Annotated in this window: 15 protein-coding genes; 9 read left to right on the forward strand and 6 right to left on the reverse strand. The window is 72.3% G+C overall.

Annotated elements, in window-relative coordinates; all coding sequences use genetic code 11:
* The first annotated feature begins 222 nt into the window (after window positions 1-222).
* Window positions 223-1233 carry a phosphotransferase family protein gene (locus tag WME73_RS18310; RefSeq protein WP_437916511.1) on the forward strand — a complete coding sequence of 337 codons (1011 nt, stop codon included), beginning with the start codon at window positions 223-225 and terminating at the stop codon, window positions 1231-1233.
* Here the strand turns inward: WME73_RS18310 and WME73_RS18315 are convergent.
* Window positions 1202-1849: a histidine phosphatase family protein gene (locus WME73_RS18315; RefSeq protein WP_437746725.1), complete on the reverse strand. Its 648-nt coding sequence runs from the start codon at window positions 1847-1849 to the stop codon at window positions 1202-1204. The genes WME73_RS18310 and WME73_RS18315 overlap by 32 nt on opposite strands.
* Window positions 1850-2036: 187 nt before the next feature.
* Between WME73_RS18315 and WME73_RS18320 the strand changes: the two genes are divergently transcribed.
* From WME73_RS18320 to WME73_RS18330, 3 genes are read left to right on the forward strand one after another with little or no spacing between them, the layout of a single operon-like run.
* Window positions 2037-3812, forward strand: coding sequence for a serine/threonine-protein kinase (locus WME73_RS18320; RefSeq protein ID WP_437916512.1), 1776 nt, complete (start codon window positions 2037-2039; stop codon window positions 3810-3812).
* Window positions 3813-3814: 2 nt separating this feature from the next.
* A complete protein-coding gene (locus tag WME73_RS18325) occupies window positions 3815-6562 on the forward strand; it encodes an FG-GAP repeat domain-containing protein (protein ID WP_437916513.1) in 2748 nt (915 codons plus the stop codon).
* Window positions 6559-7842, forward strand: a complete 1284-nt coding sequence (locus tag WME73_RS18330; protein ID WP_437916514.1) for a PEGA domain-containing protein — start codon at window positions 6559-6561, stop codon at window positions 7840-7842. The genes WME73_RS18325 and WME73_RS18330 overlap by 4 nt, the downstream gene beginning before the upstream one ends.
* Before the next feature lie 151 nt (window positions 7843-7993).
* Here the strand turns inward: WME73_RS18330 and WME73_RS18335 are convergent, their stop codons facing one another.
* Window positions 7994-9520 carry a hypothetical protein gene (locus tag WME73_RS18335; protein ID WP_437916515.1) on the reverse strand — a complete coding sequence of 509 codons (1527 nt, stop codon included), beginning with the start codon at window positions 9518-9520 and terminating at the stop codon, window positions 7994-7996.
* Window positions 9521-10106: 586 nt separating this feature from the next.
* On the opposite strand from WME73_RS18335, the gene WME73_RS18340 reads away from it, so the two are divergent.
* A complete protein-coding gene (locus WME73_RS18340) occupies window positions 10107-11441 on the forward strand; it encodes a DUF2403 domain-containing lipoprotein (RefSeq protein WP_437746730.1) in 1335 nt (444 codons plus the stop codon).
* A gap of 23 nt (window positions 11442-11464) precedes the next feature.
* Window positions 11465-12544 (forward strand): glycoside hydrolase family protein, encoded by a 1080-nt coding sequence (locus WME73_RS18345; protein WP_437916516.1) that lies wholly within the window; start codon window positions 11465-11467, stop codon window positions 12542-12544.
* A 574-nt stretch (window positions 12545-13118) separates the two neighbouring features.
* On the opposite strand, the gene WME73_RS18350 is transcribed toward WME73_RS18345, so the two are convergent.
* Window positions 13119-13304, reverse strand: a complete 186-nt coding sequence (locus WME73_RS18350; protein ID WP_437916517.1) for a hypothetical protein — start codon at window positions 13302-13304, stop codon at window positions 13119-13121.
* A 130-nt stretch (window positions 13305-13434) separates the two neighbouring features.
* On the opposite strand from WME73_RS18350, the gene WME73_RS18355 reads away from it, so the two are divergent.
* A complete protein-coding gene (locus WME73_RS18355) occupies window positions 13435-14172 on the forward strand; it encodes an alpha/beta hydrolase family esterase (protein WP_437916518.1) in 738 nt (245 codons plus the stop codon).
* A gap of 229 nt (window positions 14173-14401) precedes the next feature.
* Window positions 14402-15766, forward strand: coding sequence for an extracellular catalytic domain type 1 short-chain-length polyhydroxyalkanoate depolymerase (locus WME73_RS18360; protein ID WP_437916519.1), 1365 nt, complete (start codon window positions 14402-14404; stop codon window positions 15764-15766).
* 38 nt (window positions 15767-15804) lie between these two features.
* Here the strand turns inward: WME73_RS18360 and WME73_RS18365 are convergent, their stop codons facing one another.
* The 3 genes from WME73_RS18365 to WME73_RS18375 all read right to left on the reverse strand — a co-directional run bounded on the left by WME73_RS18365 (window position 15805) and on the right by WME73_RS18375 (window position 18593).
* Window positions 15805-17115 carry a PQQ-dependent sugar dehydrogenase gene (locus WME73_RS18365; RefSeq protein WP_437916520.1) on the reverse strand — a complete coding sequence of 437 codons (1311 nt, stop codon included), beginning with the start codon at window positions 17113-17115 and terminating at the stop codon, window positions 15805-15807.
* A gap of 217 nt (window positions 17116-17332) precedes the next feature.
* Window positions 17333-17743, reverse strand: a complete 411-nt coding sequence (locus tag WME73_RS18370; RefSeq protein WP_437872618.1) for a VOC family protein — start codon at window positions 17741-17743, stop codon at window positions 17333-17335.
* Between the two features lie 109 nt (window positions 17744-17852).
* Window positions 17853-18593 carry a GAF domain-containing protein gene (locus tag WME73_RS18375; RefSeq protein ID WP_437916521.1) on the reverse strand — a complete coding sequence of 247 codons (741 nt, stop codon included), beginning with the start codon at window positions 18591-18593 and terminating at the stop codon, window positions 17853-17855.
* Window positions 18594-18709: 116 nt separating this feature from the next.
* On the opposite strand from WME73_RS18375, the gene WME73_RS18380 reads away from it, so the two are divergent.
* Window positions 18710-21028, forward strand: coding sequence for a nitric-oxide reductase large subunit (locus WME73_RS18380; RefSeq protein WP_437916522.1), 2319 nt, complete (start codon window positions 18710-18712; stop codon window positions 21026-21028).
* Window positions 21029-21084 lie beyond the last annotated feature (56 nt).

The following is a 21084-nucleotide window of genomic DNA, read 5'->3' on the forward strand; positions in this document are numbered from 1 at the left end:
CCATGAAGACCTGTCGCGGCGCTCCGCCGCCGCGACACCCGCACGGGAGAATACTCGTTCAGGCGACCGGATCCAGCGCGAACGGGCGCGCCGGACCGGGTGCGTCGCTCCGGCGCGGTCGGGCGCCGCCGCTCCGGCGCGGCCAGGCGCATGGATCGGATTCGAGGCGCAGGGTGGATCGTGAGCTGGCCTCGGCGCATCGTGGGGACGGGGAGGCGACGGATGACGCGAGATGCCCTGGATCGCGCCGCGGTGACGGCCTTTCTGGTCGCCCGCCACGGCGACGCTGTCTGCGACTCGGCCATCGAGATACACCCGCTCCCCGGCGGGCTCTGCTCGGAGGTCGCGCTCGTCACCGCGCGGCTGCGCGGCGGCGCGGGGGCTCGCCGGGTCACGCTCGTGGCCAAGCTCGTGCACGGCACGGCCGCGCGCGAGGCGGCCGTCTACCGGCGGCTCTCGAGGTCCGTCGGCCGGCGCTTCTCGCCCGAGCTGCTCGGCGCGGAACGGCTCGGGCGCGGGCGCTGGCTGCTCTACCTCGAGCGGATCGAGCCGGCGCACGCCTGGCCCTGGGCCGACAGCGGGCACACGGCCCGGGTGCTCGATCGGCTGGCGCGCCTCCACGAGGAGACGGCGCAGGGCGCCGCGCTGCCGGCCTGGGACTACGAGGCCGAGAACCTGGCCATGGCGCGGGATACGCTCTCGCTGGCCGAGCGCCTGCCCCGCGGCGAGGTCCCGGCGCTCGCCCGGGCGCTGCCCGCCCTGCGGCGGGTCGTCTCGGCGCTGCCCGCGATGCGCCGCCAGCTCCTCGCGTTCCAGCCGCTCGGCCGCGCGGTGATCCACGGCGACGTGCACCCGGGCAACGTCATGGTCCGCCGGCGCGACGGCGTCGTGGAGCCGGTGCTGCTCGACTGGGCGCGCGCGCGAATGGGCTCGCCGCTGGAGGACGTGAGCTCGTGGCTCCAGGCCCTCGGATACTGGGAGCCGGAGGCGCGGCGCCGCCACGATACGTTGCTCGCCGGCTACCTCTCGGCGCGAGGGCTCGCCCCCGCGCTGACCCGGCCGCTGCGCGACGTTTACTGGTTCGCGGCGGCGTCCAACGCGCTCGCGGGCGCGCTCGTGCACCACCTCGCGCTGGCCTGCCGCGCGAGCGCGCCCGGCGCGCTCGCGGCCGCGGCACGGAACGCGGCGGATTGGCTGCGCGTCATCCGCCGGGCCGACGCGTGCTGGAGCTGAGGTGCTCGCGGTCGTCGAAGCGCAAAAGGACGCCGCGCTCGCCCTGCCACGAGAGCGACGTGAGGCTGGCGTTGCCCGGCCGGAACGGCTCCCAGCGCGCGGGCGGGATGCCGTGCAGCGCCCCGAGGATCTGGCCGATGACGCCCGCGTGCGTGACCGCGAACACGCGCTGCCCCGGGTGCGCCGCGGCGATCGCCACGATCGCCGCGAGGCAGCGCGCGCGGAGCTCCCGGTAGCTCTCCCCGCCTGGCCAGCGGAAATCGTCGTCGGCCTGGCGCAGGTGCGCCTCCCAGAGCGGGGCGTGGCGCGCCTTGACCTCCTCGATCGGGAGGCCGTCCACGTCGCCGCAGCAGATCTCGCGCAGCCCGTCGTGGGGGCGGACCGGGCCCCACGCGCCGGCCGCGATCCGGGCCGTCTCGAGCGCGCGGCTCAGCGGGCTGGAATACACGGCGTCGAACGCCGGGCCTCCGGCGAGGCGGCGGCGCAGCGCCTCGGCCTCCTCACGCCCTCGCGCGTCGAGCGGCGTGTCGGTCCACCCGCTCATCGGCGTCGCGGGGCCGGCGCGGTTACCGGCGGTGTGGCCGTGGCGCACGAGGACCAGGAGAGAGGGGCGCATGCGTCGGACCGGAGCAGGGGCGCTCGGCCCGGAAGCTAGCGTGGGCCGCGGCCAGATCGAGCGCCGCGCGCGACGGCTCACCCTAGCGACGTGGTCGCCCGGCGGTGCGAGCGAGCAGGGTCGGCGCGGGCGCGCTTCGCCGCGCTGTTCATCATTGGCGACGGCGCCTAGACTGGCGTGACGGTCGATGGCCACCTGCCCCGCGTGTCGCTCGGTCTATCCGGAGGATGTGGCGACCTGCCCGGAGCACGGGGACGCGTTGCTGCCGGACGAGGCCTTCTTCGAGGAGGACGCGCAGCTGGCGCCGGGCACGATGCTCGGCGAGTACCGCGTCGAGCGGCTGCTCGGCGCGGGGACGTTCGGCGACGTCTACGCGGGAGAGCACCCCCTCATCGGCAAGCGGGTCGCGATCAAGGTGCTGAACCGGCGGTTCGCGTCCGATCCGACCGTCGTCTCGCGCTTCGTCGGCGAGGCGCGCGCGGTGAACCGCATCCGGCACCGCAACATCATCGACATCTTCTCCTTCGGCGTCGTCGACGGGCGGCACTACTTCGTCATGGAGCTGCTCGACGGGCTCACGCTCGGCGCGCTGATCCGGCGCGAGGGGCGCCTCTCGCCGGGCCGCGCCGTCCCCATCCTCGAGGGCATCGCCGACGCGCTCGACGCCGCGCACGCGGCGGGGATCACGCACCGCGATCTGAAGCCCGAGAACATCTTCGTGGCGATCGAGAAGGGCGGCCGCTACTTCCCCAAGCTGCTCGATTTCGGCGTGGCGAAGCTCGCCGACGAGGCGCTCGCCCACAAGACGGCCACGGGGGTCGCCGTCGGGACGCCCGCGTACATGTCGCCCGAGCAGGTCCGCGGCAAGGGCGTCGACCATCGCTCGGACATCTACGCCCTCGGCGTGATCGCCCACGAGGTGCTCACGGGAACGCTCGTCTTCCAGGGCGAGTCGATGATGGACGTGATGATGATGCACCTCCTCCACCCGCCGCCGCGGGCGTCGGAGGTCTGCGCGGACCTCCCGCCCGAGCTCGACGCCCCGGTGACGGCGATGCTGGCGAAGCGCGCCGAGGAACGCCCGCGGTCGGCGGGCCAAGCGGTCCAGGCGTTCGTCGAGCAGGTGCGCAAGCTCGGCCTCGAGGGGCTCGACAGCGCGGGCGCCGCGCGGCCCAGGAGCAGCGCGCGCGTGGTGTCCGTCGGCTCGCAGGACGTCAGCTCCGAGGCGGCGACCGACGTGGTCGAGGCGCTCGATCCGGGGGAGGGCAGCGGCGCGGACGGGGGCGGCGCGTCCCGGAGCGGCGCCTCCGGGAACGGCGGCTCCTCCGGCACGCTGCGCAGCCCTGGCGGGAGCGGGGCCGTCGCGGCGGGGCGCACGCAGCCGATGCCGCCGGGCCCGGTGGCGCCCGCCGAGATCGGCCAGACGGCGGCGTTCGCCCCGCCGGCCGAGCCCGCCCGGACGGCGGCGTTCGCCCCGCTCGCCGAGCCTGTTCGGGCGCCGAGGACCAGCGCCCGCCGCGCCGGGGTGCTCGCGGTGCTGCTCCTCGGCGGCGCCATGGCCGGGACGATCGTGTCGCTGCGCCCCGGCGGCGACGCTGCCTCGATCCGCGATGCCGCCCCGACAGCGGCCACGGGCGCGCCGCTCGGCGCTGCAGACGCCACCGGCGGGCCGTCCAGCACCCAGGGCCCCCTCGGCGCGCCGCTGGCCGGCGCGGGCGCCACCGGCGTGCCGTCCGGCGCCGCGGATCCTTCCGGCGCGCCGCCCGTCGCGGGCGCCGCGCCCCTCGGTCCCCAGGCGGCTCCGGGAGCAGCCGCGGGTGGACCGGCGCCGACCGCACCGGTCGCCGGGGCGGCCAGCACTGCGTCCACCACGGCGCCGTCGGGCGTCCGGGCGACCCGACCCCGCAAGCACCACAACGATCTGGAGAAGCCGGCGTTCGACAGCCTCCGCGGAGCACCCTGACCATGAAGGCATCTCACGGAGCGTCGATCGTCCTGGCGATCGCGGCGGCTGGCTGCGCGAACCTCTCGCTGCTCGAGGAGGACGTCTGCGGCAACCGCGTCGTCGAGGCGCCGGACGAGGCCTGCGACGGGCAGGAAGGCTGCGGCGCGCCCGGGAGCGCGCACCAGTGCCGCTACCTCTGCGGGGGCGCCGAAGGGTTCGCGTGCCCCGGCGGCTACGGGTGCGGCGCGGACGGCGTCTGCCGGCGGCCCACGGGCGTGTTCGAGGAGCTCTCGGCGCGCACCATGGTCACGGCGATGGAGCTCTCGGCCGGCGACATCAACGCCGACGGCTGCGACGAGCTCGTGCACACGACGCTCGAGAGCACCACGATCTCGGCGCTCCCCAGCCAGGCGCCTGGGCTGTGCGCGCAGGCGGAGCAGGCGCTCCCGATCGCCCGGGCGCCGTCGAGCGAGGAGACGTCGCCCGCTCCGATCCTGCGCGACCTCACGAGCGACGGCCAGCTCGAGCTCATCGTCGCCGGCCGCGGGGACGTGGTCTCCGCGCCGGGGGGCGCCGCGAACGGCCTCTTCGTGTTCTCCGCCTCGGAGAGCGCGGCCATGGCGCCCACGCTCTACGCGACCACGCGCCTCGACAGCGAGGCCGCGCGCCTCCTGTCGGCGCGGCTGCGCGGCCGCGACGCCGCGCTGATCTTCCTCGGAGCAGCCGCCGCGACGGGGGGCCCGAACGGCGGCGGTACGGGCGGCGAGCCGCCGGCGAGCGGCGGCGCCGGCCGCATCGCGGTGATGTCGGACCCGGCCATGACGCCGCAGACGCTCGACGGCGACGTCGTGGCCCCCGGCGACATCGCGGCCGCGGTCGCCGCCGATCTGGACGGCGACACCGCCGCGGACCCGGCGGCCTGCGACGAGGCGATCGTGGCGAAGCGGGGCGACGATCGGATCCGCATCTACGCCGCCTGCGGCCCCGCGGGCTCGAGCGCGCTCGCGGCGCTGCCCGAGGTGCAGCTCGGCGGCGGCGCGAGGATCCGCGACGTCAACGCGTCGCTCGCCGTGCACGATCAGAACGGCGACGGCTTCCTCGACATCGTCGTGAACGCCATCCGCGCCGACCGCGGCGAGCTCCACGTCGCGTACGGCCTCGGCGACGGGCGCTTCCAGGCGACGCCGAGCCTTCCGTCCGGCGGCTCGCCCGACCAGCGCACGGGCGCGCTCTCGCTCGACGACGCGGAGCTCGAGGCCGCGCTCGCCGATCCGGACCGGATCTTCGTCGCCGGCGACTTCGACGCAAACCGCCCCGGGCCAGAGCTCGTGCCGCTCGACTGCCGCCCCAGCGCGCCGTTCCAGTCTCCGGTCTGCGGCTCGATCGGCGGAGGGTGCGAGGCGGTCGCCGCCGACGTGAACGCCGACGGCCACCTCGATATCGTCGCCACCGAGACGCAGCTGCCCGACATCACGGTCTACACCGGCGCCTCGGACGGCACGTTCTACACGCAGCGCGTCGCGACGCAGTGCCCGCCCCACTACCTCGCCGTCGGCGACTTCGACGGCGACCGGGTGAACGACATCGCCTACTTCGATCAGCAGGCGCGGCCGTCGTCTCCGCAGCCCTCGACCCGGCTCGACATCGCTTACGGCAACGCCTTCGCCGCGCCCTCCGCGCCGGCCGGGCACGGCCGGCTCGATCTCGCCAGCGGCCTCGTCGCGGGCCGCGTGCTCCAGGAGGCCACGGGAGCCCAGCTCTTCGCGTTGCGCGGTCTCCCGCGGCCGCCCGACGCGCCGGTGGGCTCCGGCTCCGGGCTGGCGCTCATCGAGGGGGGCCGCGATCGCCTCATCCGCGCGCCGTTCTACTTCGCCGCGCCTCCCGGAGCGCCGGGGGGCATGCCGCCTGGTCCTGGCGCGCCGAGCTCCATCCTGCCCGTGCGGCTCCTCGGCGTCGCGGGCGGCATGTTCGCGGTCGGGGCCGACGGCGAACCCCAGCAGCGCCTCGCCGCGATCACGGAGCTCGCCGTCGAGGGCGCGCCCGGTCCCGTGCCCGAAGGCACGCAGATCTGGCTGATCTCCGTCTCACCGGAGGGGGACAACCTGCGCGCCGAGGCGTCCGGCCGGCCCGGCGAGGGGGCGCCGCCGTGCGAGGCGTGCGTGCTCGCGCCGATCGACACCGACGGCGACCGCCGGGACGAGCTCGTGTGGCTGAACGACGGCGAGCTCGCGCTGTACGCGGCCGACGGCGAGAAGCTGGTCGAGGCGGCCCGGCAGGAGACGGCGCACGTGTTCAAGGCCATCGTGGAGGACGTGAACCCGCCGAAGTACGCGCCGCGCCCGCTCGTCGCGGATCTGGACGGCGACGGGCGGCAGGATCTCCTCGCTCGCGCGGCGAGCGGCGAGATCGTCGCGCTCTGGGGCCGCGCCGGCGGGGGCTTCGACGAGACGGCGCTCGTCGCGCCGGAGCCTTGCGAGGGCGACCAGGTCTGCGCGGGCCTCGCCGTGGCGCTGCTCAACGCCGACGCCGACGTCGCGCTCGAGGTCGCCCTGGCCGGGCCCGGGCGGCTCGAGCTCTACGATCTCGACGCCGGCGCGCGGGCGCTGCGCCGCATCGAGACCGCGTTCCCCGGGCCTCCGCCGGAGGCCGGCAGCGATTTCGTCGCGCTGGTCGCGGGCGACGTCGATGGGGATGGCGTCGACGATCTCGCGGTGGGGATGAGCTCCGCCTTCCTGAAGGTGTTCCGCGGCAAGCCGGTGCTGCAATGAGGGCGGCGGCGCGTTGCTTCGGTCCGTTGCTCGCCTGGGCCTCGCTGAGCCTCGCCGCGGCGCCCGCCGCGGCCCAGGCGGGCGCGCGCCCGACGCCCGAGCAGGTGGCGCAGGCGGAGAGCTACTTCAACGCCGGCGCGCAGGCCTACGAGGCGGGCCAGTACCAGGTCGCCGCGGAGGCGTTCCTGGAGGCGCACGAGCGCGTGCCGAGCCCGTCGCTCCTGTTCTCGGCGGCGCAAGCGTTCCGGCGGCAGCACCTCACGGAGCCGTCGCCGGACGCGCTGCGCCGCGCGATCGCCCTCTACCGCGAGTACCTGCGCCAGGATCCGAAGGCGACGCGCCGCGAGGAGGCGGTGACGGCCCTTGGGTCGCTCGTGCCGCTGGAGGCGCGGCTCCCCGGCGAGGGCTCGGAGGCGGCGGGCGGCGAGGGCGCGACGGCGCCGGGCGGCGGCGCCGCGGCGGCCTCGAGGCCGGCGGCGGGCGGGACGCGCCTCCTGCTGTCGTCGCCGGCCGAGGGGGCCCGGGTGTCGGTGGATGGCCAGCCGTTCGTCGCGGCGCCGCTCGTGGCGCCGGTCGCTCCTGGCCCGCACCGCGTGCGGGTGCAGGCGGCGGGGCACGACGAGGAAGAGCTCACGGTCGTCGCGGTCGCCGGTGAGCTGATGCCGCGGCACGTCGTGCTGCGCGTGAAGCCGGCGCAGCTGCGGGTGACGGGCACGGGCGGCGCGCGCATCGCGGTGGACGGGCAGGTGAGGGGGACGGTGCCGACGGCGGGCGCGATCGCGATCGAGCCGGGGGTTCACGGGGTCGAGGTCTCGCTGCCTGGCTACGAGCTCTTCCGGCGGGAGCTCCGCGTGACGCGCGAGCAGGCCGTGGGGCTCGACGCCAACCTGCGCATGACGTCCCGTCGCGTCGCCGCGTGGACGGTGCTCGGCGTCGGCGCGGCGGGCGCCGTCGCGACCGGCGTGCTCGGGGGCCTCGCCCTCGCGAGCCAGAGCGAGGCGGTCGAGCTGCGGGACAGGAAGGACGCGGGCTCGCTCACGCCGTCGGAGCGGGATCGCTACAACGCCGCGGTCGACGCGCGCGGCAATCTCGGCGCGGCGGCGGCCGTCGCCGGCGGGGTGTCGTTGCTCGCCGCCGCCGTGGGGTTCGGGCTCTTCGCGTTCGACGAGCCGAAGGGCCTTGGCGCCGCCGCTCCCGCTGCCCCGCCGCCGAAGGATCCCGGGGTGGACGCGGAGTTCACGGTGGGCGTGTTTTCGGCGGGTGTTCGAGGGCGCTTCTAGATCGACAAGCGGGTTAAAACCCCCGGAAAAAGAGCAGGAATTCGAACCGCCGAGCGCGCCAAGAACTCGCTCTGCTCCTGGCGTCCCCGGCGCCTTGGCGGCTCATCTCCGTCTCGCCGCAGGTCGTCCCCGCGGCGGGCTCGGGCCGCGATCAACCAGGCACGACGACGATCTCGCCGGTCGTGTACAGCGCCGAGGTGTCCCAGGCGAGCCCGGGGGCGAGCGGCACATCGACGCTCACCTCGGAGAACGTCCCCAGGAGGGCGCCGCTCCAGCCGAGCACGGCGACGGTGTCGCCGGCCTCGAAGGGCATGGCCCCGTCCTCCACGTGGATCTCCAGGGCCCCGTCGAGGGTCACGTCCCCGTCCACGAACAGGAGCGGCGCGGCGCTCGGCCCGGCGACGGTCACGCTCAGCGCCGCGAACAAGCCCTGGCTGTAGCTCCCGGCGACGCTCGTCGAGGGGTACACCTCGCCCACGACCAGCGTGCCGAGCGCGGGGTTCGCGAGATCGCCCGTGAAGCTGCTGGTCTCGAGGCGCCCCCGGTAAAAATCGATGACGTCGCTGGCCTGGACCTCGATCTCTCCCGCAATGAGCTCGCCGTCCGCGAGCCGCACCGCCCACCTCGGGCCGCCGGGAGCGCCGGGCAGCGGCGCGAGCCGGAGGAGGCCGCCGATGCGGACGGATCCTCCCCCGTCGATGTGCAGCGCCGGATAGACCGACGAGTCGGTGGACGCGAGGATCGTGACGTCACCGCCGTTGATCCACGACGCATAGACGTCGGTCACGTAGATGTACGCCGCGCCGCCTCGCGAGCGGATCTCGGCCTGCTCCGTGGCCAGGGTCCCCAGCGCTCCGAGGGCGATCCCGCCGATTCCATCGTCTCCCCCCACCGACAGCAGCCCCGCGTTCGTCCAGGTGCCGCCCCAGCCGCTCACGCTGACAACGCTGTTCTCGAGCTCGTTGCCGAGGACCTGCGCGTCCACGGTGGAGAGCTCGCCCCGGTAAATGGACAGCTGCGCGGCCCTGCCCGCGCCGACGACGAACTCCCCCGTGCTCACCCATCTCGTCGCGGAGCCTGTGACGAACGCCTCGATCGGGCGGAAAGGGTCCTCCGGGGCGTTGGCACCGAAATAGACGTTGTGCGAGAAGAAGCTCGCTCCTTTTCGGATCTCGATCTTGCCGCCCCACAGGTCACCGATGTAGGCGTTGGTTCGGCTCGTCAGGGTCGCGTCGTACCCCTCGACGAGCACGTCGCCGTAGGCGTGAAAGTACGGCCCGCTGACCAGGAGGTCGTCGGTGATCACCGCGGCGCCGGTCCGTACGATGAGCGAGCCCCAGGCGAAGTGGCCTGCGCCGATCGCGAGAGAGCCATTGTTGGTCCACCGCGATCCGTACCCGACCACCTCGACCGCACCGGAGCCCTCGTAAGGCCCGCCGATGATGGCGCCGGGGCTGAGCACCCTCCCCCTGTTGGAGACGCGCACGCTCCCCGAGCGGGGCGTGCCCGGTATCGTGCCGCCGACCAGCAGAGGGCTATCGCCGAGGTCCCACGGGTCCGACGGGCTCGCGGGCGATACATCGTCCGAGAGGGTCACCTCCGCCCGGACCGGCACTGCCACGCTCACCGACACCGCCGCAAGCAACGCCGAAAGGGCGCATCGGACATGCTGGTTCATAGGCCTCCTGCTCAGCAAGAAAATTCACAGCACAAGAATTCCGTCCTCACTTCCCCCTCCTGTCCGAGCCGGGTGGATCGCGAGACCGATATTCCCGCGCGCACCCTAGCAGGTAAAAAGTCCGACGATCGCACGTCCTCGAATCAGCGCTACCGATGAGCCCGGCACGATAAGCCTCGCCGCCCGGGCCGCATTGACGGGGCAGGGTGGAGCGGATGGCCCCTCCCGCGGGAGATGTTCGGAGTCGACTTTGCTGTCTCCGCCGCCCGTCGGTCCGGTTTGCGTGAGGCGATTGGAGCCGATCTCTTTTTCATGAACCCTGTGTGCGAGCGTGCGAGTCGGCGTCGAGGCGCACCAGGGCGCTACGCAGCGTCAGGCGGGCTCTCGGGGAGCACGGGCGCGAGGTCGAAGCCCCTGCGGATGTCTGCTCGAGCGACCTCGCTCCGGGATGGGTCGTGGCTCGACCGCGCTCGATCTGCTCGGGTCGGGCCCGAGCGGCGCCCATGTGGGCCTCTCGATGACCAATCGGCTCCGACCCCTCTGTTTTCCATCACGGAACGCGCGCGCCCCGGAGACAGTCACGGGGATGAAGCGCTCCTCGTTGATCGTGCAGGCTGCTCTCGTCCTCCTCGCGTGCGCCTGCGGTGACGGAGGCGATGTCGGCGGCCAGGGCGGCCAGGGGGGCCAGGCGAGCGGAGGTCCGTCCACCGGCACGACAGGCGCCGGCGCAGGCTCGTCCGCCAGCACGGCGGGCGCCGGCGCAGGCCCGTCCGCCAGCACCACGGGCGCGGGCGCGGGCGGAGGTCTCGGCCCCCACGTCCCTGAGACGAGCACGCCGACGCGCGGCGGGACGATGACGTTCACGAACATCGGCGCGACCGGCTGGTGGCCCCGCCGCATCGACCGCGAGCCGGGCGACCCGGCGTGCGACTACAAGGACGGCGACGACACCTGGGGCGGGCACTGCTGCATGACGGAGCATCACACGACGAGCGACGAGCTCGCCCCGTTCGATGAAGAGATGACCCTCATCATGAAGGCGATCCGCGTGAAGCAGCTCGCCGTCTATCAGCCCGGCAGCGACCCTTCCGCATGGCAGATGGTCTCGTCGTGGGACGCGAAGGTCGGCGCGGGCTCCAATCTGCTCGTCACGGAAGGGCAGACCACCTCCGCCGACTTCACGGGCGACCTCACGAAGAAGGACTGCGTCACGTACTTCACGCAGGACAAGCCCTTCGCGTGCGGTGACGGCAAGGATTACTACTGTCCCGACGATCCCGGCGTCATGCACCTCGGCTGGGCGGGCTCGAAGCTCGTTGTCTTCCTGGCGTCGATGACGTTCGACGACGCGGGCGTCGAGAAATGCGACGGTGATGGGCAGGGCCACCCCGGCCCGTGGGTCGCGTTCGTCGCGTCCGAGCTCATTCGCGACGGCGGCCGCAAGTGGAACGGGCTCTGCAACTGCTACTCGAAGACGGGCACCGTCGGCGACGGCTGCGGCGAGATCAACGTGTTCGAGGTCGTGATGGACAACAACGAGTACAGCAACCGCGAGTTCATGAGCACCGGTGTCCGCTCGTACCAGGAGGGGCACATCGGCGGCAGCGTCTGCGGGACCGGCTGTGATCGTGACGAGTTCGCCGAGGATGTCGAGGTGGTGGATGCGTGCGCGCAAAAGGCCTACGACAAGGGGCCCGTCATCGAGGCCGGCGGACCCTCGGACGGCTGCCCCACGTGGCGCCGGCCCAGCGGCGATCGCTACTTCATGATCCTGCTCGATGAGGCGCAGCGCACGATCCAGGTCGCGGTCATCCACCCCGAGAGGATCCCCTCCGCCGCGGCCGAGATGCTCCCCGATCTGCCGGGCGGGCTCTCGCGCGGCTCGATCGACGCCATGCTCTCGATGCGCCTGCCCGAATGAGCCCCATGAAACCGAGGAACACGATGCACAATCTCCGTCAGCTTCCGGTGCGGTGGGTCTTCATCGCCGCGATCGCGTCCTTCGCCGGCGTGCCGGCGTGCTCTGGCAGCGACGACGAGGCACAGGCGTCGTCAGGGTCGAGCGGCGCCGGCGCAGGTAGCGCGAGCAGCAACGGCGCAGCAAGCTCGAGCGGCGCCGGCGCCGGCAGCGCGAGCAGCAGCGGCGCAGCAAGCTCGAGCGGCAGCGGCGCAGCAAGCTCGAGCGGCAGCGGCGCGGCAAGCTCGAGCGGCAGCGGCGGCCCTGCGCCGGCGGGCTGCAAGCGCGGCCTCGCGTATGGCTATCACTCGAAGGCGGACATGGATGTCCTCTCCCCGGCTGTGTCCTGGTGGTACAACTGGACTCATGTGCCGGACGAGGGGGTCCGGCCCGACCATTACAGGACGCTCGGCGTCGAGTACGTACCGATGGTGTGGGGCGGGGGCAACCTCGACAGCGCCGCCGCCGGCCGAATCGCCTCCGAGATCCCCGAGGGGGCGAGGTTCCTGCTGGGGTTCAACGAGCCGAACTTCGGGGCGCAGGCTGACCTTTCCGCGGCCGAAGCCGCGGCGCTCTGGCCGCACGTCGAGGCGGTGGCCGACGCGCGCGGCCTCGCGCTCGTGTCGCCGGCCGTGAACTTCTGCGGCGGCGATTGCCAGGAGACCGATCCCTTCAAATACCTGCACGACTTCTTCGCCGCGTGCAGCGGGTGCCGGGTCGATTACATCGGCATCCACATCTACACCGGCTGCAAGGGAGAAGGCGACAACCAGGCCCAGTGGCTCATCAACCACGTCGAGACGTACAAGTCACGGTTCGACAAGCCCCTCTGGCTCACGGAGTTCGCCTGCGACAGCGCGGGCTCCCTCGCCGAGCAGAAGGAGTTCCTTGTCGACGCGCTGGCGTACCTCGAGAACGAGCCCCGGATCGCGAAGTACGCGTGGTTCTCGGGCCGCGCCGACAACGTCCGGCACGCGAGCTTGCTCGGCGACGACGGCGAGCTCAACGAGCTCGGTCAGGCCTACGTCAGCGCGCCGCAGCACGCGTGCGGAGCCTCGACGGAGTGAGCGTGACGCGGCGGGCGGCCGGTCGCCTGCGCGCTCTCCCGCCGTGGTCACCGCGCCGCGGCGCCCGGGACTCGCCGCCGCTCGCCCCTCGGGCGGCGTCGGCGCGGCAGGCCCGCGCCGCAACGCGTCGGTGCGAATGGGGGCGGAGACGCGAGCGTGAGGCTCGAAGGCGCGGTTATGCCGCGCCACCAGCTCCGGTCCCCGCCGGGCGCGGGCCTCGCGCTCGCCGACGATCGTCGACGCTCGCCGCGCCAGTTTGTGATTGACGCCGAACATGTGAGCGTTCACATTCGGCGCTCCGAAACTTCTTTTGCCTTCCCCTGGATGGGCCGCCATGCGCACCGGGTCTTGCGTCCTTCTGCGCGTTCACCTTGACGGTCGCGCCGTGGCTCCGGACGAGGCGCATGCCGGGGGAAAGGAGGAGCAGCAGTTGGGCTCGGCTGGGGTGACATCAGGGCGCGCTCCAGGCGTGGAACATCTGGCAACCACCTGTCCGCCAATCTCGCCGTTCGCCGTCGTCGGCATCGAGTGAGCGCTTCGCGCAGACATAACGCAACCAGAGGGGCATCGTGCACTACGAAAAGAAAGCCGTCAGTCGCTTCCATGTCTTCTGTTTGCTCTCGAGCGTCGCGATGCTGGCGTGCAGCGAAGAGAGCGGCGATGCGGCACAAGCTGCGGGCGCGAGCAGCTCGAGCGTGTCGGCCGCCAGCGGGGCGTCGACCGGCGTAACCGCTGGGTCGGGCAGCACTTCCGGCGGCACGAGCAGCGGCGAAGCAGCCAGTAGCGGCGGAGCGACCGCCGGCGCCGGTGGAGCGGGCTCGGGTGGAACGGGTGGCGCGGGCGGCGCCGGGGCAGCTGAGGCCGGCGGGGGCGGAGGTGGCGGTGATGCGGTGAAGTCCGCAGGCTGCGGCAAGATGCGCACGCTTCAGAACGGCGCCGGCACCGTGCAGAGCGGCGGGAAGAGCCGCAAGTACACCCTGCACGTCCCCGACGACTACGACAACGGCCACCCGTACCGGCTCATTCTCTCCTTCCACGGGGCCACGGGCAACAGCGGCCAAGTCGCGCCCTCGTATTTCGGGCTCTGGTCGCTCTCCGAAGGGAGCACCATCTTCATCGCGCCCGACGCTGTCGGCGGGTTCTGGTCAGCCGACGACGATGTGACCTTCGTCGACGACATCCTCGAGCAGGTCACGGGTGATCTCTGCATCGACACCTCGCGCATCGAGCTCGAAGGCTTCAGCCAGGGGGGGGCCATGGCGTGGACGCTGGCCTGCGCGCGTCCGGACGTTTACCGCGCCGCGGTGGTCCACTCCGGCGGCGGTCTCCCCCGGCCGGCGAGCTGTCAGCCGGTCGCCTTCATGTCCTCGCTGGGTCAGCAGGAGAGCGGCGGAGCCGGACAAACCTCCAACAGCGATTTCTTCGCCAAGCAGAATGGATGCATGGTGGAGGCCCTGGCCAAGGCGCCCAGAGGTGGCCACGCCTGCTCGGACTACAAGGGCTGCTCCGCGGGGCACCCCACCCGCTGGTGTGACTACGACGGTGGTCATACTCCGTCGCCGAACGACGGCGGGCAGCAGATGTCATGGATGCCCCAGGAAGTATGGACGTTCCTGAGTCAGTTCTAGAACACCAATCGTGTTGAAATCCGGAGAAATTTCACAGGGAGGCGAGGAGGCGGGGAGGAAGACAAAAAGAATCTCTCCTTCTCGCCGTCTCTCGCTCCCCGCCTCCCCGTCTCCCTGTGAAATTTCTGCTTTTTCTCGGGGTTTCAACCACTTTGTCGCTCCAGAGTGCGCGAAACAAAGCGGTGCTGGCTCGCGTGCCAGGTTGTCGTTGACATGGAGTCTCTGTTCGATGGACCAATTCAAAAGTCACGTCCTCGGGCTCGCGTCGCTCTCGTTGGCGCTGCTCGTTGCGCTGCCTGCGCGCGGGGCATCGCTACAAAAAGTCAACCAGAGCGAATGGGGGGCGGACGGCCTGCCCAGCTATGTCAACATGTACATTTACGTGCCTGACAAGCTGGCGACCAAACCGCCCATCGTCGTCGCTCCCCATCATTGCCAGGGAAATGGCCAGGGGACGTTCAGCGAGATGTCGAGCCTGGTTTCCATAGCGAACACCAGCGGCTTCATCATGATCTTCCCGGAGGCCACCGGGCAGAACTGCTGGGACGCGGGATCGACGAGATCGCTCGCCCACGGCGGCGGCGGCGACACGGGGGCCATCGTCCAGATGGTGAAATACACGCTCGCGAAGTACAGCGGCGATGCTGGCCGCGTGTACTCGGTCGGCGGGTCATCGGGCGGCATCATGACCGAGGCGCTGCTCGGCGTGTACCCCGACGTGTTCATGGCCGGCGTGTCGCTCATGGGCGTTCCGTGTGGCTGCTGGGCCGAGGGCTACAACGACGTCACCGGGACGGGGAGCTCGGCCCAGTGGAGCGGGCCCTGCGGGGGCGGCAACGTCACGAAGACCGGGCAGCAGTGGGGAGACCTCGTTCGTTCGTACTATCCCGGCTACACCGGCCATCGCCCGCGCCTGCAGCATTGGCATGGCACCGCCGACACGATCCTCAGCTACAAGAACATGGCTGAAGACGTCAAAGAGTGGACGAACCTCCTGGGGTTGAGCGAAACCCCGGATGGGACCGACACGCCAGAGCGCGGAACCACGCGCCAGTCCTGGAAGAGCTCCTGCGGCTACACGGTCTATGAGGCCTTTTCGATGGACGGCGTCGGGCACGCTGTGCCGTTCGACGGACCCGCCGTCGCCGCTTATTTCGGCCTCGATACGGCCGGTGGTCAGGATCCAGAGACGGCAGCTTGTCCCGGCGCTGTCCCCGGCGGCAGCGACACCGGAGGCGCAGGTGGCGCGGCCGGAGCCGGAGGCGCGGGGGGCGAGCCCGGAACCGGAGGCGCGGGGGGCGAGCCCGGAGCCGGAGGCGCGGGGGGCGAGCCCGGAGCCGGAGGCGCGGGCGGGGTCATGGTAAGTGGCTCAGGCGGCAGCGCAGGCAGCGGCGGCGCGATGGACACCGCGTCCGGGGGGGCGAACGGACAGGACGCCAGCTCGGGAACCGGCGACTCGACAGGAGGCGAAAGCTCCAGCTCCGGCTGCAGCTGCGCCGTGGGCAACGACGCGAGCGACTCCGGCGCCCAGGCGGGCTTCCTCCTCGCGGCGCTGGGGTTGCTGCTCGGTCGCCCGAAGCGCCGCCCGCGCTGAGCGCGCTGGAAGACCCCCGGCCGCGCCGCATCGTGGCTTCACTTGCGGTAGGCCACCCGCCACACGGTGTTGCTCTGGTCGTCGGTCACCAGCAGCGCGCCGTCCTTGGCCACGGCGACGCCGACCGGACGACCCCACACGTCGCCGGTGCTCGTGACGAAGCCGGTCATGAAGTCTTCGTAATATCCCGCCGCCTTGCCGTCCTTGACCGGGATGCGGATCACCTTGTATCCGGTGCGCCGCGAGCGGTTCCACGAGCCGTGCTCCGCCGCGAAGATGTGTCCCTGGTAGTCGGCCGGGAACTGCTGGCCCGTGTAGAAGCAGAGGTCGAGGGAGGCCGAGTGCGACTGGATCAGCACGTCCGGCACGACGACCTTGTCCCGGAGCTCGGGGCGCTTGCCCTCGTGCCGCGGATCTTGATGCCCGCCGAGGTAGTACCAGGGCCAGCCGTAGAAGCCGCCCTCTTGCACGCGCGTCACGTAGTCGGGGACCAGGTTGTCGCCGAGCTCGTCGCGCTCGTTCACGCTGGTCCAGAGCGCGCCCGTCGCCGGCTCGATGGCCAGGCCGACCGGGTTGCGGATGCCTGACGCATGGAGCGCCTCGTTCTTGCCGTCGGGCGTGAAGGCCAGGATGCACGCGCGGCGGATCTCGTCGTCGTCGTCATCGACGTTGGAGCGGGAGCCCACGGACACGAACATTCGCTGGTTGTCCCTGCTGAAGACGATATCGCGGGTCCAGTGGCCGCCGCCGCCCACCGCCTCCTTGCCCGAGGGGATGTTGGTGACCAGCGCCTCGGCCGGGCCGCTGGCCCTGGTGTCGCCCGCCTTGTAAGGGAGCCGCACAACGCTGTCGGTGTTCGCGATGTAGACGTGCGTCGGCGCCTCGGTCCCGCTCGGATAGAAGGCGATGCCGAAGGGGCGGTTCAGGTCCTCGGCGTAGACGCTGCGGACATCGGCCTTGCCGTCGCCGTCCGTGTCCCGGAGCACCTGCACCCGGTCCGCCGCGCTCTCGGCCACGAACACGTCGCCGTTCGGCGCCACCTGCACGACGCGCGGCTTCTCCAGACCCGTGGCGAGCTCGGTGACGGTGAATCCCGACGGGACTTTGGGGAACGCACCGGCTGGACGATCTGCCTTGCTCGGGCTGTTGGTCACCGACTCGCCCTCGTTGGGCGCGGGGAGGTCGGCGACGGTGATCTTGCGCTTCACGCCCGGCGCGTCCGTTGTCCAGTCGCCCAGCGCGTCGGCGCCGGTGAGGATCCTGTCGGTGGGCGCTGGCTGCGGTGTGACCTCGGCGCGCTTGGGCGAGCAGGAGGCCAGCGCGCCCGCGCCGGCGCCAACCAAGAGCACCTGAGCCGCCCCACGCCGGGCCCACGCGCGACCTGAGATTCGGTTGTCCATGGACTCGGGTTGCCATTCGGCTGCTCCTCTGTCCACCGCTCCACCGCTCCACCGCTCCACCGCTCCTCTGGACCGATGAGCCCGCCGATCTCCTCGCCTCTCTCCACGAGCAGACGGGGGAGCGCCCCTCCATCCAACCCCGGCTGCCGCCCCGGTGGCCGGCTACCTACCAGTCCGCCTCGATCACCCCTCCGGTGTACTGCGTGCTGGCCGGCGTGTACTGGTGCACCTCGAACTTGTTGCCGTCGGGGTCCGCCAGCCAGATCTGGTACGTGTTGTCGCAGCCGAGCTTCTTCTCGGTGAACGGGACGCCGCGGCTCTTCAGCGTCGCCATCACGGCGTCCATGTCGTCGGTCTCCAGGCAGAAGTGGGCGATCCCGGTATTGACCACCTCGCCGAGGTTCCGGTCCTCGAACATCTCCATATAGTTGCCGTCGGCGATCTCGAGGTAAGCGCCGAACGGCGCGCCTTCGCGGGTGAAGCTGAACTTGGTGGCGAACCCGAGCTTGCCGTAGAAGTCGACCGAGCGCTGCAGATCCCTCACGTTGAGACAGACGTGCGCGATGCGTTTGAACATGGGGAGGGCCTCCGCGACGGCGCCGGGGTAGGGGAGCGGCGCGTGCGGCCGAGGATACCTCACCCGGAGGCCCCGGCGCGACGGCGGCGCTTCGCCGTCCCCGTTCGCCTCAGCGCAGCCCGAGCCGCTTCGCGAGGTGGTGCAGGTTGCTGCGGTGCATCCCGAGCGATCGCGCCGCGGCGGCCCAGTTGCCGTCCTGCTGCGCCACGGCCCGCTCGATGAGCCCTCGCTGGAACGCGTCGACCTGCTCGTTCAGCGGCGCAGCCGCCGCGGCGGGCGCCTTCTCCGCGTCGTCCTCGCGCGGCGCGGGCTCCGGCGCCGCGGCGACGTCGACCCCGAGGTGGGCCGGCTTGACGACCACGGGCGCCCCGCGGGGCACGCCCCGCGACGCCTGCAGGACCATCGCCGGGCTCGTCCCGAGCAGGCTCGCGCCCCGCTCCCGCTCCGCCGCCCGCCGGAGGTCGTCGGCGACCAGGCCGAGCCGCTCGGCGCTGTGCTCGAGCGCGTCGATGCGCTGGCTCGTGCGCACCGCCGCGCCGGCCAGCGCGCCCAGCCAGGAGAGCGTCGCCGCGTCGACCCCCTCGAAGGCGCGCGGGTCGCGCGCGTCGGCCGTCAGGAGCCCGATGAGCGTGCCCTCGACCCGCAGCGGACAGCCGAGGCACGCGTGCACGTGCGCCGGCGCGGTCGCGTCCGACGCGAGCAGCCCGTCGAACGGATCCGGCAGCTCGGTGTCCGGCGCGAAGCGCACGGGCGCCTCGGCGTGGCAGAGGATGTCGAGCCGAGGGTGCGCCTTCGTGCAAAACGTGCGCCCCGGCGCCTCCGGCGCGAGCCCGTGCGCCGCGAGCGGCACCGGCGCGCGGCAGCGGCACGCCGGCTGCTTCAGGGCCGGGCGTCACGACCGGAGCCCTCGAGGTCGCGCCGCGGAGGCGCGGGCGCGCCGGGGCTCACGCGAACAACGAGGTCGCTATGCATAACCTACGACGACTCTGGCTGGCGCTCGCCGCCGTCATCACCGCTGGCTTCTTGATCCTCGGCTTCATGGGTCGGGAGGTGTACCGCAAGGCCCCGCCGATCCCGGAGCGGGTCGAGACGCCGTCCGGCCGGGTGCTGCTCACGAAGGACGATATCCTGGACGGGCAGCTTGTCTATCAGAGCATCGGCGGACAGCAGGTCGGCAGCGTCTGGGGGCACGGCGCTTACCAGGCGCCGGACTGGTCGGCCGACTGGCTCCATCGCGAGGCCGAGGCGCAGCTCGCGCTCTGGAGCCAGCGAGAGCACGGCGCGGCGTTCGCGGCGCTCCCGGACGAGGCGCAGGCCGCGCTCAAGGCGCGGCTCCAGCGGACGATGCGCCACAACGGCTACGACGCCGCGACCGGCGCGCTCACGGTCTCCGAGGATCGCGCGCTGGCGATCGAGCAGACCGCGGCGCACTACCGCGCGCTCTTCGGCGACGAGCCGAGCCTCACCGGCCTGCGCGAGAGCTACGCGCTGCACACGGGCGCGGTCCCCGACGCCGGGCGGCGCGACAAGCTGACGGCGTTCTTCTTCTGGACCTCGTGGGCCACGGCCGCGGAGCGCCCTGGCACCGGCGCCAGCTACACCAACAACTGGCCTCATGAGCCGCTCGTCGGAAACGTCCCCACGGCCGCCAACGTGATCTGGTCGATCGTGAGCGTCGTGCTGCTGCTCGCCGGGATCGGCGCGCTCGTCTGGTACCACGCGTTCCGCCGCACCGAGGAGCCGGCCGTCGCTGCGCCGGCGCGCGACCCGCTCTCGGGGTGGGTGCTCACCCCGTCGATGCGGGCCGTCGGGAAGTACTGCGTCGTCGTGGTCGCGCTGCTCGTGCTCCAGGTCGCGCTCGGCGCCCTGACCGCGCACTACACGGTGGAAGGACACGAGGTCTTCGGCCTGCCGGTCGCGGACTACCTTCCGTACGCGGTGACGCGCACCTGGCACGTCCAGCTCGGCGTCTTCTGGATCGCGACCGCGTTCCTCGCGGCGGGGCTGTTCCTCGCGCCGGCGGTGGGCGGGCGAGAGCCGAGGGGGCAGCGGCTCGGCGTGAACGTCCTCTTCGGGGCGCTCGTCCTCGTGGTCTTCGGCTCGCTCGCTGGAGAGTGGCTGTCGGTCAAGCAGCGCTTCGCGCTCGAGCACTCGTTCTGGTTCGGGCACCAGGGGTACGAGTACGTCGACCTCGGCCGCGCCTTCCAGATAGCGCTCTTCGGCGGGCTCGCGCTCTGGCTCTTCCTGATGCTGCGCGCGCTCTGGCCCGCGCTCTCGCGGCGCGACATGAGCCGGCACATCGTGCTGCTCTTCACCGGCGCGACGGTGGCGATCGGGATGTTCTACGGCGTGGGGCTGTTCTACGGCGCGAAGACGCACCTGTCGGTCATGGAGTACTGGCGCTGGTGGGTCGTCCACCTGTGGGTCGAGGGGTTCATGGAGGTGTTCGCCACCGCGGCGATCGCGTTCCTGTTCACCCGGTTCGGGCTCGTGCGGCCCGACAGCGCGGCGCGGGCCGCGCTCCTGTCCACCTGCATCTTCCTCGTCTCGGGTATCCCCGGCACGTTCCACCACCTCTACTTCAGCGGCACGCCGGTCTCGGTGATGGCGGTCGGCGCGAGCTTCAGCGCCCTGGAGGTCGTGCCGCTCGTCCTCGTGGGGATGGAGGCGCACGAGACCTGGCAGATGCAGCACCGGAGCGCGTGGATGCAGGCCTATCGCTGGCCCATCCAGTTCTTCGTCGCCGTCGCGTTCTGGAACTTCGTGGGCGCTGGGGTGTTCGGCTTCCTCATCAACCCGCCGATCGCCCTCTATTACATGCAGGGCCTCAACACGACCCCCGTGCACGCGCACGCCGCCCTCTTCGGCGTCTACGGGCTCCTGTCGCTCGGCCTCGTGCTGGTGATGCTCCGCCGCCTGCGCCCCGACGCGGTGTGGAACGAGGCGCGGCTCCGGGTGGCGTTCTGGGGGATGAACGGCGGCCTCGGCCTCATGATCCTCCTGAGCCTCTTGCCGATCGGGCTGGCGCAGGCGTGGGCCAGCGTCGAGCGCGGGCTGTGGTATGCGCGGAGCGCGGAGTTCCTGCAGCAGCCGGTCCTCGAGGCGCTGCGCTGGATGCGGCTCGTCGGAGACAGCCTGTTCATCGTCGGCGTCCTGGCCTTCGTGGGGTTCGTCGCGGGGCTCTTCACCCGCCGGCCGGCGGGCGCTGCCTCGGCGAAGCCCGCGCCCGAGGGTGAGGAGGCAGGGATGGCCGCGCCGGCGGCGAGCGGCGCGCCGGCGGCCTGATCACCCGCGCGCCAGCGCCCGGCAGTCCGCTGGCGCGCCTGCTCGCCGTAGCGCCG

This window comes from Sorangium sp. So ce302 (assembly GCF_051530145.1).
Classification (GTDB): domain Bacteria; phylum Myxococcota_A; class Polyangia; order Polyangiales; family Polyangiaceae; genus Sorangium; species Sorangium cellulosum_B.

Bases quoted from the DNA above. Each gene is read 5' to 3' on its own strand.
- WME73_RS18345 (WP_437916516.1), top strand. From the start codon at position 11,465: ATGCACAATCTCCGTCAGCTTCCGGTGCGGTGGGTCTTCATCGCCGCG.
- WME73_RS18325 (WP_437916513.1), top strand. From the start codon at position 3,815: ATGAAGGCATCTCACGGAGCGTCGATCGTCCTGGCGATCGCGGCGGCT.
- WME73_RS18380 (WP_437916522.1), top strand. From the start codon at position 18,710: ATGCATAACCTACGACGACTCTGGCTGGCGCTCGCCGCCGTCATCACC.
- WME73_RS18370 (WP_437872618.1), bottom strand. From the start codon at position 17,743: ATGTTCAAACGCATCGCGCACGTCTGTCTCAACGTGAGGGATCTGCAG.
- WME73_RS18330 (WP_437916514.1), top strand. From the start codon at position 6,559: ATGAGGGCGGCGGCGCGTTGCTTCGGTCCGTTGCTCGCCTGGGCCTCG.
- WME73_RS18360 (WP_437916519.1), top strand. From the start codon at position 14,402: ATGGACCAATTCAAAAGTCACGTCCTCGGGCTCGCGTCGCTCTCGTTG.
- WME73_RS18335 (WP_437916515.1), bottom strand. From the start codon at position 9,520: ATGAACCAGCATGTCCGATGCGCCCTTTCGGCGTTGCTTGCGGCGGTG.
- WME73_RS18340 (WP_437746730.1), top strand. From the start codon at position 10,107: ATGAAGCGCTCCTCGTTGATCGTGCAGGCTGCTCTCGTCCTCCTCGCG.
- WME73_RS18315 (WP_437746725.1), bottom strand. From the start codon at position 1,849: ATGCGCCCCTCTCTCCTGGTCCTCGTGCGCCACGGCCACACCGCCGGT.
- WME73_RS18320 (WP_437916512.1), top strand. From the start codon at position 2,037: ATGGCCACCTGCCCCGCGTGTCGCTCGGTCTATCCGGAGGATGTGGCG.
- WME73_RS18310 (WP_437916511.1), top strand. From the start codon at position 223: ATGACGCGAGATGCCCTGGATCGCGCCGCGGTGACGGCCTTTCTGGTC.